Consider the following 14980-nt stretch of genomic DNA (forward strand, 5'->3'; position numbering starts at 1 on the left):
TGGCTCGAAGGTCGGCGTCCGCTGGCGCCCACGTGGCGCCGTTACGGTGTGGCCGATTCCTCGCGTAGCGTCGACTCTCAGGAAGGCTCGGCCGCTGCGGCATTGACCGCTTGCTTCTTCAGTGCCTTCGCCGAAACGGCTGCGGCGGCGGTGGCTGCTGTTACGGTCCTCACCGCAGTCTTCACGTCGCGGAGTTCCCGACCGGTCATCACGGCGGCCTGCGATTCGTTCACGCCGTCAGCGACGATGGCGGCCAGGCGCCGGGCGCTGTCGGCGCGGAGGTCCTCGATCTTCCCGGTCAGCTGCTCGATCTCGGCGTCGTTGCCCGCGATGTCGGCGGCGTGGTCGGTGATCCTTTTTCGGCGCGCGGCCTCAAGGCGTCGGCGTTCGGCATCTTCGGCTTCCAGAAGCTTGGCGGCGTGGTCGCGTGCCTGCTTGCGTGCCGTGCTTGGCGAGGTTCCTGAGGCCATGATCACCACGCTAACCCGGTGGCGGTCTATGCACCGTGCCGGAGTCGGGCTCATGTAAGTTCCGGATTTCGATGCCCCTTTCTGGATCCCGCTGTCCTCTCGACGTCCCTTGGGACACGGCGTCCGGAACGCCAGGTCACCCGGTGTGGCCCGTTCGGGTGAATCGGTGGTCGTTGCTTTCCGTCTACCTGTCTGTCGAGGTCACGGATGAGGCCACCGGGCCGTCGCCGCCGGTCAGTTGCCGGGCCACGTCGCGGGGTACGCGCACGCCGCGGGTGCGGAGGTCGGTGATGAAGCGGGCGGAGAGCGGATCCGGTTGTGCCTGCGTCACGGCGATCAGCTGCCTGACCCACTTGGGTGAGAACGATCGGATTGCGGCTGGAAGGCCGGCGCTCACCGCGCTCACCGGGGTGACGCAGACCCCCAAACCGGCGGCGGCCAGTTGGGGCGCGGCTGCGGTGATCGAGGTGTTCATCACCGGTTCGGGCCGCACCCCGGCCTCGGCGAGCGAGCGGTCCAGCCAATCGTGCAGTCCGTTGTCCGGCGCGAAGTGCACCAGCGCCGCCCCGTTGAGTTCCTGCAGATGCACGGTGCCCGGGCGGGCCAGACGGTGACCGGCCGGCGCTGTCAGGACGATCTCCTCCTCCGCGATCAGGCTCGTCTCGTAGCCGTGGGGGACCGGCGCGGGGAGGAGCACGATGTCCGCTGCGCCGGTGTCGATGAGACCGAGCAACTCGGTGAGGACGGCGGACTCGCGCAGGCTGACGACAATGCCGGGGCGTCTGCGGTGCCAATCCCGCAGGACTGGGGCGACGAGGGCGACGGTGAGGCTCTGGGCGCATGCCACACGCAGCCTTCCACCCGTGCCGTCGCCGACCGCGCGGGCCGAGTGCACGGCTGACGCGGCCGCCTCGAGCGCTCGACGGGCATGCGGGAGGGCGGCGTTGCCCGCGGGAGTCAGGCTCACCCCGCGCGGACGGCGGTTGAGCAGCGCGGTGCGCGTCTCCCGTTCCAGCTCGGCGAGCTGGTGGGAGACCGCGGGTTGTGTCAGGTGCAGCAGGCGTGCGGCTTCGGTGATTGATCCGCAGTCGGCGACGGCGACCAGGCACTCGAGCGCGCGAAGGGATGTCATAAACAGAGTTTATGTCAAGCCTCAGAACTATGAATCCCGCGATGGGATCGTTTGCCGGCCGCTGGTTGCTGATGACCGTAGGCGCCCGCATCGGGTGCCGTGGACGGAACGCAACCCAGGAGGTTCGACATGGCGCAGATTTTCGTGACCGGCGGGTCGGGATTCATCGGCCGGGTACTGATCCGTCGGCTCGTCGCGGAGGGGCACGACGTCCGAGCTCTCGTCCGGAGCGCAACAGCAGCGGACGCGGTCGCGGCTCTTGGCGCCGAGCCGGTGCGAGGGGTGCTGACCGAGCCTGACACCTGGCGGCACGCGGTGTCCGGCAGCGAGGTGCTGTTCCACCTGGCGGCCGAGACCGATCTCGACGCCGACCTCGCCCGGCACCACCTGGTGACCGTCGACGGGACCCGGGCCGCGCTGCAAGTCGCCCGCGAGGCCAAGGTTGCCCGCTTCGTGAACTGCGGCAGCGAGGCCGCCCTGCTGGCCGGCGACCCGCTCATCGACGTCGATGAGACAGCGCCCCTGCGGCCGGACTCTCCCGCACCGTACTGCGCAGTCAAGGCGCAGCAGGAGGCCATCGTGCTGGCCGCGAACACGCACGATTTCACCACGGTCTCCATCCGCCCCAAATACGTCTGGGGCCCCGGAAGCCCCGTGACCGACGGCTTCGCCGCTCTGGCGAAGGCCGGGCAGTTCTCCTGGATCGACGGGGGCCGCCACACCACCGACATCACGTTCGTCGACAACGCCGTCGAGGGCCTGCTCCTCGGGTGGCAGCACGGCATTCCCGGGGAGGCCTACTTCGTCACCGACCAGGAACCCGTTCAGTACCGCGAGTTCATGCAGACCGTCTTCGACATCTACGGCGTCGACACCCCGATCCCTGACATCGACCTCGACACCGCGGCCCAGAGCGTTCCCGTGCCGGCACGCTGGTTCATCGGGCAAACCTGTACCTTGCGCACCGACAAGGCCGTCGAGGACCTCGGCTATCGGCCGGTCGTATCCCGGATGGCAGCACTCGACATCCTGCGCCGCTCCCGACAGCCCGAGACCACATCCACGGGCCGCTGACCCGACCTCACAAGACAAGAGCACCCGTGAGGATTCAGACCAAACCTCACTGCGAGGCGGGTAGTCCGATCGTGTGACCGGCCTTTCCGTCCGGACCGATGGCCACCAGACTGCCGCGTATGGAGAGCTCACGGACGCCCACGATCCTCGACGACGGCATGAGGCTGGCCATCGAACACCTGCTCGTCGATGAGTCTCCGGCGGGCATGGACGTCACAGCCGAACTTGCCTCTCAGGCTGTGGCGTTGCTGCGCGCCGACGAGTACCACCAGCCGCTGGCTGGACGGATCGCGAAGATGCTGGAGGGCTCGGTGCTGGGCAACCAGTGCTTGGTCAGCGTCGCCCATTGCACGGCGGTTTCGTTCCTGCTGGGAGAGATCGCGGAGACCGCGCTTCCCAACGCCGTCCATGCCGGAAACCTGGCCGGCGTCTTCCGCACGCACTACTTCGCTGAGTCCTAGAGGCCGGCGGGGCCAGCCCGTGGTTCTCAGCCTATTGCGCAGTCGTCTTCGCGATCTCTGTCATGGCCGACAGCAGTCCCCGCCCGATCCGGGCAGGGACTGCTACTGCGGTTTCAGGTCAACGCCGGGGAGCGCGCCGCGGTCCGGCGGAGTTGGGAAGCAGCGCGGCCAGGAACGCACCGAAGTCGTCGCTGCGTTCGGCGGCGGGGTCGAGTTGGAAGGGGATGAGCTGAACCGGGCCGAAGACCGTGCGGAGGATGTGCGTGACGTGCTGGGCATGCAGCAGACCGCCGCTCGGTGCGCGTCCGACAGCGCGGGTGACGATGGCCTCGCGCCGATCGGCCTGCTCGGACGGCCTGGGTAGGTCATCCATCGAGAGTTTGGCCGCCGCGCCGGCCGGGACGGTAACCGTGCCGACCCAGAACTCGCCAGTGAACAGGACGGCCGAGGGACGGTCGGCGCGGGCCAGCTGTGCGATCAGGTCGTGGTCGATGGCGCCCTCGGGCATCGGCACCAGCCTGGCACCCCCACTGCCCGGCACGAACCACAGGGCAGGGACTGTTCCGTTCGCACGGAAGTGTTTCTCGGCCTCGGCATGCATCGCGGTAGCGAGCCCGTCGAGTTGTCCGGCGGTGATCGGCATGTCAGCCAGCGTCCCGCAGGTCACCATGCGCGCCGGGGAGGTCCGGGCTGTCCGGGTGGGTGTCGCCGGGCGCCTCATACCGTTGGGTGGTGGGGTTCCATATGGCCTGAGCGATGAGGCGGTTGACGTCCTCGACGGCTCCGGGTGTTTCCGGGGCCGCGCTGACCCATCCGTTCGGAGTCGAGACGGTGTACCAGCCCAGGCGACGGCAGTCGGCCACGCCTGGCATGAGCCCGGTCCAGGAGGTGCGGCAGTCGTGCAGCGGACCGGTGGAACAGCCACTGTCCATGGTGCAGCCGTCACGGCGTTGACGGCCGCTCTGGCTGCACCAAGCTACGCAGCAGCCTTCAGCGTGCGACTGACCGATCGGCACCTGGCAGTCCGGGCAGGCAGCGTTGATGTCCGTCGCATCGGCCGGCGGTACTGTGCCTTCGGATGCCGGGCTGGGGCGCACGGCCGCAGCGGGGCTGCCGGCTTCCAGGGCGAGGGTGAGCAGGGCGGCGAGGCCCTCGGATCGGATACTGGTCGTCAGATCAGTGGCCGGGTGCAGGTTCGTGCCGCCCTGTTGGAGGCGTTCGATACGGGTGCGACGCAGCAGTTTGATCGGGCCGCCGGAGCCGAGGCCGGCGGCAGCTGTGACGATGGCTTCGACCGCATTGGGGTCGGTGGAGGGACGTGGTAGGTCCTCGAAAGGCATGTCGAGCAGCGTCCGACCGCGGATGCCGGGTTCGGACTCCCACGCCTCGCCGGTCACGACGATCCCGGCAGCGTCGGTCTGGTGAACGAGGGCCGCCAGGGCCTCAACAGGCGGCACACCCAGGGGCAGGCCTAAAAGTACGCTGTGCCCGGCGGCGGGTACGAGCAGTACAACCATCTGGGCGATGCCGAATTGGCGGTGCATGTCCTCGGCGTAGGCGTGCAGTTCGCAGGCCTCCTGATGTAGCTGCTCACGACTGATCGTCATGGAGGGTTCCTCTTCTTCTCAGATGCTGGCGGTAGGTCGACGGGTAGTTGCGATGCGGGCACGCGCTTGGCGCGTCAGGTGCCAGCGGTCGAAGTCCGGCGGAGTCTCGTGGTGAGCGGTGCGCAGGTGGTGCTGCTCGAACTCCTGTAGTCCGTGAGGGCCGCCGGCCTCGTCCGCGGTGAGCCAGCCAGTGGCGGCGCCGCAGGCGCAGCACTCGGACAGCGCGAAGCAAACGGGGTCGGGCTCTGGGCCCGGGTCCGGAGTGTGCGCTAGGCCCTCGGGAGTGACGAGGCAGCTGTGGCGGACTATCCGCCAGAGTCGGAACCCGACGTTCGTCTGGTTCGGGTGGGCGTCGCGGGTGTGCGCGGCGGTCCAGGTTGTGCTGACGGCGCCGAACCACCAGCCTGATCGGGCCTCGCACAGCACACACTCGGCCAGCGAGCGGATCACCAGCGCCCCGGCACGCTCGAACACAGGCGGTTCAGGGGCCGTGTAGTCGCCGGTCATGACGTCGCGCTGCCTCGACTGGTGGGCAGGAGCCCGGTCAGCCATGCAGCCAGTCCTGTGAGCTGTGGGGGATCTGTGAACCCCGACTCAACTGTCGGCGACAGCTCGGCGGTGCGGTGGGCGCCGGTGCGGATGTCGCTGCGCAGGGACATGGACACGTCGCGGTCCGGCCACACGGTGAGCGTGACGATCGAGTGGGTCATCTCGCCGACCACTCGGGCTACTGCCGGCCTGAGCGGCAAACCTGGCGAAACCGCGGGAAGCGGCACGTCGTATTCGACGTCAGCCATCCGGCTCATCGCTGTGATGGCTACGGCGACGGCGCCGATCCTTTGCGCGTGCTCGCGGATCGCTGCTCCGGTTGCCTCCTGTCCGATGCCCTGCCGGACGTCGACCATCTCGGGTACGCCGTCGGTGGTGAACAGGACCACCTTGATCGGTGTGGCGCCGTGTGCGTGCCAGTGAAACTGGGCGCCTTCGTGCCACTGCCGACTGGCCCAGGCCAGGAAGTCCGGCGTCAACATGGTCATGACAAAGCCTTTCTCATGTTCGGTGGCCCATCCCTCCAGGGCCCTGGGATTCGTCGCACGGTTTCCGGGGCCGTCTCAGGGGCCGCCGGGTCGCGATGCGGAGGGGTCGTGAGTGCGCGGCTCGCTCAGCAGCGGTGCGGCGGGGGGAACTTGTCGGGATCCAGACCGATGCGGCTGGCTATGGCGCGCAGGTCGGCGATGACCGCTGGGATGGTGTCGGCGGCCTGGTCGAACAGCTCCGGGCTGTCCAGGGAGACGTGGATGCCGGCCATCGCGAGGGCCAGACGAATGTGCTGCTGGCCCCGCTCGGAGGGGCTGGCCGTTGAGCTCCAGACCGCGGGGACGGCGAAGGCCTCATCCTTCGTCGCCTTGTCTGCGGCGATGCGGTGAGCGATGTCGTGGACGAACATTCGCCGGAACAGCTCGCTGGTCGCGGGCTGCCAGCGGCCCTGGAACAACGCCACGCCGAGGCGGTCGACGTCTGGTGCGTCGTCGTCTGCATGCACGGTCGACGGTGCCAGGTCGGGTTCCGGCGTTGTGTCGCCGAGGGCGAACGCCGCCAGGACCTGCTCGCCGATGTGCCGTGTGGCGTGGATCTGGCAGCCGCCCGGCAGGCGGATGCGGATCGGGAAGGCGGGGTCTTCAGCGTCGTCGAAGTGCGCCTGTACCTCGCGGCGCCCATCCGGGCTGATCCAGTGTTCCGCGGTCTCGGCCCGCCATCCAGCGGCGGTCAGCAGGTCCGAGCCTGCGACCGCGTCGCTCTCGTAGAACGGGAAGCGCGTAGCCTCGGCGTCGTTGGCCGCTGATACCGCCAGGACCATCCGCGACGGCAGCAGCGGAGTGGTCGCCGTCCAGGCGAGGCGGAAATGAGGGCCCGGCCGTGACGCTGCGGCGAAAACCAGCCGGACCTCGGCGCTGTCGCATTGCACGTGTACGACCAGCGACTTGTTCGGGTTGGCCAACATGTGGGTCTGCCCAAGTGTGCCGACCAGGATCCATCCGCAGCGCAGCAGTTCGTCGATGAGATCCCGGACAGACTCAACTGCTGCGGACTGGGAATGCGTCGAGCGGCCATCGTTCGAGTTCACTGCTTCACCAGCCCGCGCGCTGAGTCGGGATGGCGGCTTGTCGGCTGCTCGGCGTCGGCTCCCAGCCACGTCGCCGCCCCAGCGATCGGACTCGGTCGGGGTCGGTGTGTACGGCGATCCCGCGCAGTGTGACCAGCAGTCCCTTGGCCAGGGTCAGGCGCAGGCGGGCGGCGTCGTAGCCGACCGCGCCGTGCAGCGCGATGTCGCGCACAGGCCCGAAATCGAAAGTGTGCGGGTCGCCGACGTATCCCCGGACCCCGGAGACCGACCACTTGCGAACCGACAGGAACACGAAGCTGTGTTGCCGCAGGTTGGGGCACTGCCGAGCCGCCAGCGGGATACAGGCCCGGCATATCGGCGGGTCGGAGGTGTCGTAGGGGGCGCCTTCGCCGCGCACGTCCAGGTAGTCGGCCCAGACGGTGGCCGGGACCATCCACACCTCGCCGGCCCCTCCGCAGACCTGGCATCCGCCGCGCGCCATCACCTCGCGTTGCCTGGCCGTGTGCAGCGAGGCGAAGCGGGGTTGCCCGATGCCGGGACTGTTCGGCATGCGTCCCCACAGCACTCCGTACGCGCGGTCTTCGGGTCGCTCATCGGCGTAGGCAACGTGCCGTGCTCCAGTGACGACGTGTTCGCGCAGCCGCAGGTCAGGGTCGCCTGTGATTGGGGAGTCTTCAGAGGACCAGGCCGCGATGTACGGCACGGTCAGGCCTTTGTAGACCAGGCGTGGCTGTGCCGACTGCAAGGACTCGGGACTGCTCGGCCCGTGGTCGAGATTCATTGCAGACTCCTTGACAAAAAGTTGATTTAGTGGGCGCAGTTCGGCGTTTCCGACAGACCGGTGAGTGCGTCGGCTCTCAGGTTTCAAACAGGCTATGCAGGTGCGGACGTCGGTCCGGGAGCGATTCCCGCAGGTGTTACGGGGTGCCTTGCATATCGCGCGCGGCGGCGGGGCGGGCCTGGGTGCGGGCGGTGCCGGGGTATTCGAAGTACACAGCGACTTCATCGTCGCCAACGTCGACCATCAGATTGTTGTCGAAAAGCTCATGCTCGTCGGTAAGACCGTGGAAGGACTTGTAGTCGGCTTCGGCACCGTAGAGCATCTTGTACAGCTCGACGTACGGCGCGGGGGTACGCAAGGTGTAGGTGCGGCGGGTTGTGGTCGTCTCGGACCACTTGTAGCTGGCCATGGATGTGCCTCCTCGGTTGACTGGCCTTTCGGGGACCACGTCTGCCCGGGCAGAGCTCTGACCAGAGGTCGCGGAAGCCACGGGCGACGGGTGCAGAGTTCACGGCAGCAGCAGGCGTAGCCAGCGTGCGGCGGGCGGCGGCACGGGCGGGACGTCCGGGTGCGGCGCTATACGCACGACGCGCCTGTCCCCGGTCAGCGACAGCCGCACCAGCGGCGCCGTCACCACGGGGGCGGTGTAGGCGGCGACGGTCACGATGCCCGGGTGTGCGTGCCGGTCGGCGCCGGGATCGGCGCTGCTGGCCAGGGCGGCGGGGTCGGCGCACACCACGTGGTCGAGGTTGACCTGGACCGGCAGTGACAGCACGGCACATACAGCATCGTGCTCTCTGGCCGCCTGCGCGAGCTGCTCGTCCGCGGGTCCGCCGGCCAGACGGTGGGAGACCTCGCCGGGGACCGGTATCGGCTCGGACATCACGCCGTGGACGTCCAGGAAGGTCAGACTGCCGGTCCCCGTCGGCGTGCAGGCTCTGCGATCCACACCGCTAAGTCCGGTAGACGTGGGCAGTGGGGAGACAGAAGACGGGTGGTCCGCGAAGGTGTGCTCGGCGGCGGCGTGCATATCGTCGACGGTGCGCTTGAAGACGTCTGGCTGCATGGCAAGTCCTTTCAATGTCTATGCGGCTGGCGGCAGTGACCACGCTTGTGGGCTACCGGCGGTGACAATCTGGTTCGAGCGGCTGGCTGGTCAGTCGCGAGAAGAGCGGCGGTCCAACACGGTCTGCGGGTCGGCCTTTCCGGCCTCGGCCAGCGCCAGCAGGTCGGCCGTGATGCGGCAGACAGCGAAGGCGCTGCTCGGCGTCTTTCTGCCATCTGGGTGCTCCTGGCGTGGTGGTTTTCACAGGGTGTTGCTGTAGGCGGTGACGGCGGCGAGCATGGCGGCGGTGTCGTCGCCATCGGGCCTGCCATCGGGGCCGGGGTAGACGTCGATCGGTTCCTCGTCGCCGGGGTATCCCTCCCAGACCCCGGGGTAGTGCAGCGCAGTCCAGGGCTCGGCTGGCGCGTCGGTCAGGGGCAGGCACGCGTCGACGTCGCTGATCAGAACGGCGGAGCCGTCGCGCAGCAGGATCGCGATGGCGGCGCAGCCTCCGGCCAGGTACTCGACGTTGGGCTCGAACCCGGCGTCGGTCAGGGCATCGAGCACGTCGCGGCAGGCAATCTGGGCGGCAGCGAAGGTGAAGTAGTCGTCGCTGGGTGCGGTGGCGGCGGACATAGCAGGGGCCTCCTTGGACCTGAAACGAAGGTTTGGGGAACGACGTGTCGTGACGGATGCGGTACGAGGTCAGTGCGTGAGGACGTAGGCCAGGGCGGCGCGCAGGACCTTGTTGCCGCCCTTCTTGCGCTCCCACCAGTGGTGGGTGTGTGCGGCCCAGGGGTGGGCGGCGACCGTCGGGGCGACGGCGGCGGTCCAGCCGCCGGTCGGCAACCCGGTCCAGGAGGCGAGTTCGTGACGCCTGCCGTGGACGTGCCCGTCGTCGGCGGTCAGCAGGACGCTGACTCGGTCGCAGGGTTCGGGTATCAGGTGCAGCCGTAGCGCCGTGCGCGAGTCGCCTGTGGGCTGGCCGGGGTGGCGCTGTAGGTATCCGGTGAACCAGGGCGCCGTTTCGGCGCTGGTGTGGACGGTGTCGATCTGGAACCAGGTACCCGAGGGCGGTATCGGATCGGTGTCGCGCAACGTGTCCATGTCAGCCTTGCCCGTCGCGAGCAGCCGGGATTTCGTTGAGGTAGCTGCTGATCAGCCGCTTGGCCAGGCGGGTGTCGTTCGCGGTGACACCGGGCGGCAGGTGCAGACGCATGCTGCGGTGTCGGGGCAGCGGGATCGTGAGCTCCTGGCCGCCGTCGTGGGCGGGCGTCCAGCCCGGCCCGAGCCCGGTGCCGGGCTCGGAAGGAGCGGCCTGGTGCCATCGTTCGGGTTCGGCAATGTAGCTGGAGAACAGGATCAGGGCTTTGCGGAACGATGCGACGTACTGGCGGCGGGTCGCGGTCGATATCGTCTGCCCTTCGGCGTCCTCGAAGACCGCGACGGCGTGGTCGGCGTTGAGCGTGGTGACGTCGGCGGTCGCGTGCTCGGGCAGGGCCGACAGGACGCGGTTGGCCCCGAGGCGGTAGGAGGCGGCGGTCGGTTGGGTGAGCAGGCCGGCGCGGAAGGCACGGTCGAGGAACGCGAGCAGGTCCGCGGTTGTCCGTCCGGGTGCTTGGGTGGTCGGGCCCGGAGGCGGGGTGGCGGTCATCGTCGGGATGTCCCTTCGGCTTCGGTGGTCGGGCGGCGCCGTGTCAGCCAGCCAGCGCGAGGGCGGCGATGAGGGCGGCGGGCGTGCGCGCGCTGGCGGTGATCGTCTGGCGGTTGCCGTCCGGGCGCGGGTGAGCGAGGGTCCAGCCGCCGTCGCCGCCCTCGCCGTCGGGGTCGCTATCCGGTGTGGTGAACACCGCCCAGCAGGCGTCGTCGCCACTGGCCCACTGGTACTCGGAGAACGTTGTGGTGAATGCCTCGTAGCGCTGCAGACGCCATCCACCGTTGATCAGCAGATCGCCTGCGGCCTGCCCGGTCGCCTCGTCGCCAGCGGCACGGGCGGCGGCGGCCACGACCGGGGCGTCGAGCCATCCGGCGATCACGTACCAGACGAGGCGGTTGTCGTCCCGGAGCGCGGTGGAACGCAGTTCGACCACGATGTCGCCAGTGTGGTGGGCCTCGGCAAGCGCCTGGACATGTCCGTCGGGGTCGGTCAGGATTCGTATTCCGGCCAGGTGGGCGGGGGGCTTCTCGATGGACTGCCGGGCCCACCCGGCATCGATGAGGGCGGCAGCCCAAGCGGTCAGGGTGTCATCGGTGCTGGTGTTTGCGTCGGGCATTGCGGTGTTCACGGTTGGTCGGTCCTTAGCTGTGGTGCGGATTTGGTGGCGGCGCGCATCACCTAGCGCTGTGTTTCGGCGCGGGTGGCTAGGCGGAGGGGACGTGCAGGATCTGGCAGGCGCGGCGCATCAGGTCCTCGGCGAGGGCGAGCAGGTCGGCCTCGGTCGGGTGCTTCGGGACCTTGTTGTGATTGCCGAAGGTCTCGAAGTGGAAGTCCTCCGGCGGGGTCTCGCAGACCTTGGTCCACTCCAAGGCCGGCGTGAGGACCTCGGCCAAGGCGAAGCTCTGCTGGCGGTAGGAGTCGTGGGCGACGCGGGCCCGCACGGTGTGCTCGCCGCAGTGCCAGATCCTGGTGATCCGCGATCCGCCGTTGGCGGTAGTGCCGATCGCGGTTTCGAGTTCGGTGATTGCGGTCATGGTCGCTTCCTTGTCAGTCCGGTCGGGGTACTCGATCGCCGCCTCGCTGGTGGGCGATGTCCGGTTGCGGGCCGCGTCGAGTCGGGCTCTGGCGCGACCGGGCCGCACGGCAGTCGGGTCGTCCAGGGCGGTCAGGAAATCGGCGACGGCGCGGCGCAGGCGGTTGGTGTAGTTGTGCCGAGTGGCGGCCGCCACGTGCGGCCAGAGGCAGTCGGCGTGGTCGGTGACGAGTTGGTCGACGTCCGGGGTGCGCATGTCGATCGCCTGCGGGTCAGCGTCGGCGTGCTGGGCCACATGGCCGAGAAAGGTAGTGGCGACGGCGGTACAGCTGCGCTCGGTGGTCGTTCCGCCGAAGTCGGCACGGTCGTGCCACCAGGTGATCAGGTCAGCGGCCGAGGGACCGTGTGGCGCCGGTAGCGCGGTAGCAGCGGCTCGCATGGCGGAGCTCACTTCTCGCGGGTGGTCTGGGCGGTGACCGGCGCGGCGTCATCGTCGGGTTCGCCGACCTCTGCGGTGAGACCGAAGGCGGCGATCACGGCGGCGGGCGCGTGAGCGTCGGCGGTGGCTTCGGCTGCGACTTGGTCGGTGCGCCGGATGTGCCAGCGTCGTTCGTGACCGAGGGGGGCGCCGTCGATGCTTTGGCTCCAAAGCCCGTGTCCGGCGTGGATGAAACTGGCGTCGCGTTCCCCGCATGGGCTGGCCCAAGTCGAGCCCGATCGGTGGGTCGGCGCCCAGTCGGCGGGCCGCAGGTGGTCGCCGAGGCTGCCGTGCACGTGCTCAGTGGCGGCGTTCGCGGCGACGACGGTGGCGTTGGGCAGGTTGGTGGCGGTGACGTGCCACGGTTCCGCGTCGGGGGCGGGATCTGTCTGCTGCAGCCAGATGTACAGGTTCATCCCGTCCAGTTCTCCGGCGGTGATGGTGACGTGCCGCTCGGGGTGGGTGAACACCAGGACCGGAACGCCTTGGGGCGACCAGTTGGTGTCGGGCTGGTGCCGCCAGCCGTCGGCGGACAACTGGTCGGTCAGCTGCTGCATCTGGCCGAAGGAGATTCCGAACGGCGAGTACAGCGGGTTGGCAGGGACCTTCATTCGTAGTTCCTCTCGCGGGGATGTTGTCGGGTTTTGAGGTGCAGTGCGGCGGAGTCAGGCGGACATGGCAAGGGCGGCGATGACGGCGACTGGGGTGTACTGGCTGACCTGGGTGACAGCGCTGCGGGACGCGCCATGAACGTCGGTGTGCCAGCGGGTGACGGTCCAGCCACCGGAGTCGAAGCGGTCCTCGGCCTCCCAGAGGACACGGCGATGGCCATCGGCAGACTCCCACTCGACCTCGATGATTCGCCCGTCGCGGTCTTCCTCCGGATCGGTGGTCAGGTCCCAGCCCTCAGTGATCAGCAGCGCTTCGAGCAGGCGGGGTCTGATGTTCTGGCCGAAGGCTTGCGCCAGGTGCGCATCCTCATCGGGTTCTGATTCGGGTCCGTTGGCGGCGCTGACGGCGGCCAGCGCTGCGGCAAGCGGCACCTCGTGCAGGTCGGTCATCCAGGCGGGCCGTGGTGCCGGTCCGGTGCGGATGGCCTCGGCGGACAGCCGGGCGATCACGTGGCCGTCGGGAAACAGGGAGGCGTCAAGGCGCAGTCGCCCTTCCGGGCATTGCAGTTCGTGGATCCGGCTGCGCCACTGCGGCTCGGTGTAGACCTCGCGCACGTACGTCCAGCCCTCGGCGGTCAAAGCGTCGGTCAGTGCGGCGAGGCGGTCCGTCGTGGTGGTCATCGGGTTCTCCTTGTTCGGGGCGGGGCGGGCAGATGCCCGGCCCGGGCGGTGTCAGCGGGAAGCGGTGATGGCGGCGGTAGCGGCCTTGGCGATCGCGGAGGCGGCGGTGGCGGGGTTGGTCACCTCGAGCCGGGTGGCTCCGGGGTAGGTCGCCGATCCGTATCCGTCGAAGTCCAGGTGGAGGACCGCGCATCCGGCCCACTTCAGGGCATTAACACGCTCTACGGCGGCGTCGGTCTCGTGCGGCATGTAGTGCAGGTCTGAGGCGATGACCAGCAGGCGTCCCGCGCCCGGTTGAGACAGTTGCAGGGCGACGTCAAGGGCGTCGATCGCATCGCCGAGGGCATGGCCTCCGCCGCTGGCCTCGAAGCGGGTGACATGTGCCGGGGCGCGGCCGGGCCTGGTGATAGCGGTGAGGCATTCGTCGAAGGCGACGGTGGCGGTACGCGAGTCCCGGTCGGTCATCGCAGCCGCCTTGGCCAGGATCCAAGCGGCCGAGGCGATGGGCCGGGTGGCGGCGGACATCGAGCCGGAGACGTCGACCGCGATACCGACTCGCAGCGGCGGGGTGGGCGTGGCTCGGCGGGTGGTGTGAGTCCAAGGCAGTGCGGTCGGTGTCGCCCCGGCGGCGCGTTGGGCGTCACGGGCCATGGCCGCGCGCATGTGCAAGCGTCCGGGCGGAGCGGCCGAGGCGGTGACAGTCTCGACTCGTTCGCGGTAGGCCGCTGCTCGCAAGGCGCGGGCGAGTTGGCCGGCGGCGGCCTTCTCCGTCTTGGTGGGGAGCCTCGAGCCGATCACCGGGCTCGGCCGCACGATGCCCATCCCCGAGTTGCCTCCCGGTTGGAAGGGCCCTGCGTTGGGGGCGAACACGGCCTCGGCGGTATCCTCGGCGCGGCGGCGCCGTGACGCCTTGGCCTTCTTGGCTTTGATCCGCTCGGCGGCCTGGTCCTCGTTCTCGTCTTCTTCCTGTTGTTCGGCTGCGGCGCGCGCGGCCTCGGTGGCGGCGATGTTCGCCCCGGTCCGACCGATCGCCCCAGCGATCGCCCCGCCGCTTGTGACGCTCTCCTCGTGCGGTTCGGGTTCGGCCGCTTCCAGGCCCATGGCCTCGCACCAGGCGCGGCCCAGGGCCAGCATGGTTTCGGCGTCTTGGTCTTCGGTGTCGTGGGCGACGTTCCAGATCTCGGCGAGGGTGGCCAGGGTCTGCTCGCCGAGGATGGCGGCGACTTCCTGCTCCAGCTCGGCGGTCTCGGCGGGTTCCAGGATTCCGGCGTCACGGCGAGCCAGGACCAGGGCGGCGGCAGAGGCGGCCGACCAGGGACTGTCTGGGGGCGTGGTGCCGAGGTCGTCCAGGATCAGGGTGGTCGCCGCCGATCGCAGGTACCGGGCATCACCGGGGCGGCGAGTCAGGTGTCGCTTCTCGGCGCGGGAGTCCTCCAGCATCATGGCCACCGCGCAGGCGGCGCTCAACCGCTCGGTGAGGGTGGTGTCTTCGTCCCACCGGGTGAAGGCGGCGTGCGCGCCTTCGTGGCAGAGCACGCCCCATGCGGCCGGGTAGCGGTCCTCGTCGCCGAATATCGCCGGTCGGATCGTGGCCGGGTCCAGCCCGCCGAACAGCTTCCGGTCGATCTCGACCTCGTGCTCGGTGCGGAAGAAGGCTCCCGGTGCGCCGGAGCGGGTGGGTCGCCGTGTCGCGACGAGGCAGTCGTCGCGGTCGCCGAGTACCGGGAACCGGGCGGTCAGCTCAGCGTCGATCCTGGCCCACTCGGCCAGCTCCGCCTCGGCGGCATCGCTGAGCCGAACAGCGGGTCCTCCGTCGTCCGCCCAT

Annotated in this window: 20 protein-coding genes; 2 read left to right on the forward strand and 18 right to left on the reverse strand. The window is 69.3% G+C overall.

All coding sequences use genetic code 11. From position 1 onward, the window contains the following. Positions 1 to 77 precede the first annotated feature (77 nt). Together GWK61_RS28135 and GWK61_RS28140 are read right to left on the reverse strand one after the other, a co-directional pair. A complete protein-coding gene (locus GWK61_RS28135; protein WP_194913225.1) occupies positions 78 to 470 on the reverse strand; it encodes a hypothetical protein in 393 nt (130 codons plus the stop codon). Between the two features lie 184 nt (positions 471 to 654). Further along, positions 655 to 1602, reverse strand: a complete 948-nt coding sequence (locus GWK61_RS28140; protein WP_194913227.1) for a LysR family transcriptional regulator — start codon at positions 1600 to 1602, stop codon at positions 655 to 657. A 129-nt stretch (positions 1603 to 1731) separates the two neighbouring features. On the opposite strand from GWK61_RS28140, the gene GWK61_RS28145 reads away from it, so the two are divergent. Both GWK61_RS28145 and GWK61_RS28150 read left to right on the forward strand, forming a co-directional pair. Beyond that, a complete protein-coding gene (locus tag GWK61_RS28145; RefSeq protein WP_194913229.1) occupies positions 1732 to 2676 on the forward strand; it encodes an NAD-dependent epimerase/dehydratase family protein in 945 nt (314 codons plus the stop codon). Between the two features lie 119 nt (positions 2677 to 2795). After that, positions 2796 to 3137 (forward strand): hypothetical protein, encoded by a 342-nt coding sequence (locus GWK61_RS28150; protein WP_194913230.1) that lies wholly within the window; start codon positions 2796 to 2798, stop codon positions 3135 to 3137. 118 nt (positions 3138 to 3255) lie between these two features. Here the strand turns inward: GWK61_RS28150 and GWK61_RS28155 are convergent, their stop codons facing one another. The 16 genes from GWK61_RS28155 to GWK61_RS28230 form a co-directional block, all read right to left on the reverse strand. Next, a complete protein-coding gene (locus tag GWK61_RS28155; RefSeq protein WP_194913232.1) occupies positions 3256 to 3780 on the reverse strand; it encodes a hypothetical protein in 525 nt (174 codons plus the stop codon). Position 3781: 1 nt separating this feature from the next. Next, positions 3782 to 4744 (reverse strand): hypothetical protein, encoded by a 963-nt coding sequence (locus tag GWK61_RS28160; RefSeq protein ID WP_194913233.1) that lies wholly within the window; start codon positions 4742 to 4744, stop codon positions 3782 to 3784. Positions 4745 to 4762: 18 nt separating this feature from the next. Continuing rightward, on the reverse strand, positions 4763 to 5251 hold the full coding sequence (locus GWK61_RS28165; RefSeq protein ID WP_194913238.1) for a hypothetical protein: 489 nt from the start codon (positions 5249 to 5251) through the stop codon (positions 4763 to 4765). After that, a complete protein-coding gene (locus tag GWK61_RS28170) occupies positions 5248 to 5772 on the reverse strand; it encodes a hypothetical protein (protein ID WP_194913240.1) in 525 nt (174 codons plus the stop codon). Before GWK61_RS28170 ends, GWK61_RS28165 begins: the two co-directional genes overlap by 4 nt. Before the next feature lie 134 nt (positions 5773 to 5906). Next, positions 5907 to 6869, reverse strand: a complete 963-nt coding sequence (locus GWK61_RS28175) for a hypothetical protein (RefSeq protein ID WP_194913241.1) — start codon at positions 6867 to 6869, stop codon at positions 5907 to 5909. 4 nt (positions 6870 to 6873) lie between these two features. After that, complete coding sequence (locus GWK61_RS28180; RefSeq protein ID WP_194913243.1) at positions 6874 to 7650, reverse strand: hypothetical protein; 777 nt, start codon at positions 7648 to 7650, stop codon at positions 6874 to 6876. 136 nt (positions 7651 to 7786) lie between these two features. Next, complete coding sequence (locus tag GWK61_RS28185; RefSeq protein WP_194913245.1) at positions 7787 to 8059, reverse strand: hypothetical protein; 273 nt, start codon at positions 8057 to 8059, stop codon at positions 7787 to 7789. 99 nt (positions 8060 to 8158) lie between these two features. Beyond that, the gene (locus tag GWK61_RS28190; protein WP_194913247.1) at positions 8159 to 8716 is read right to left on the reverse strand and encodes a hypothetical protein; all 558 of its coding nucleotides are present in this window, start codon (positions 8714 to 8716) and stop codon (positions 8159 to 8161) included. A gap of 240 nt (positions 8717 to 8956) precedes the next feature. Further along, positions 8957 to 9331, reverse strand: coding sequence for a hypothetical protein (locus GWK61_RS28195; protein ID WP_194913248.1), 375 nt, complete (start codon positions 9329 to 9331; stop codon positions 8957 to 8959). A 69-nt stretch (positions 9332 to 9400) separates the two neighbouring features. Continuing rightward, on the reverse strand, positions 9401 to 9802 hold the full coding sequence (locus GWK61_RS28200; protein ID WP_194913250.1) for a hypothetical protein: 402 nt from the start codon (positions 9800 to 9802) through the stop codon (positions 9401 to 9403). 1 nt (position 9803) lies between these two features. Next, positions 9804 to 10349, reverse strand: coding sequence for a site-specific integrase (locus tag GWK61_RS28205; protein WP_194913252.1), 546 nt, complete (start codon positions 10347 to 10349; stop codon positions 9804 to 9806). Positions 10350 to 10392: 43 nt separating this feature from the next. After that, entirely contained in the window at positions 10393 to 10980 is a 588-nt protein-coding gene (locus tag GWK61_RS28210) for a hypothetical protein (RefSeq protein WP_194913256.1), read from the reverse strand. A gap of 76 nt (positions 10981 to 11056) precedes the next feature. Beyond that, positions 11057 to 11824 carry a hypothetical protein gene (locus GWK61_RS28215; protein WP_194913257.1) on the reverse strand — a complete coding sequence of 256 codons (768 nt, stop codon included), beginning with the start codon at positions 11822 to 11824 and terminating at the stop codon, positions 11057 to 11059. An 8-nt stretch (positions 11825 to 11832) separates the two neighbouring features. Further along, the gene (locus tag GWK61_RS28220; RefSeq protein ID WP_194913259.1) at positions 11833 to 12474 is read right to left on the reverse strand and encodes a hypothetical protein; all 642 of its coding nucleotides are present in this window, start codon (positions 12472 to 12474) and stop codon (positions 11833 to 11835) included. A gap of 54 nt (positions 12475 to 12528) precedes the next feature. Next, complete coding sequence (locus GWK61_RS28225) at positions 12529 to 13155, reverse strand: hypothetical protein (protein ID WP_194913261.1); 627 nt, start codon at positions 13153 to 13155, stop codon at positions 12529 to 12531. 51 nt (positions 13156 to 13206) lie between these two features. After that, on the reverse strand, positions 13207 to 14980 hold a 1774-nt coding region (locus GWK61_RS28230; RefSeq protein ID WP_194913263.1), incomplete at its 5' end, for a vWA domain-containing protein.

It is taken from the genome of Catenulispora rubra (assembly GCF_015356825.1).
Lineage (GTDB): Bacteria > Actinomycetota > Actinomycetes > Streptomycetales > Catenulisporaceae > Catenulispora > Catenulispora rubra.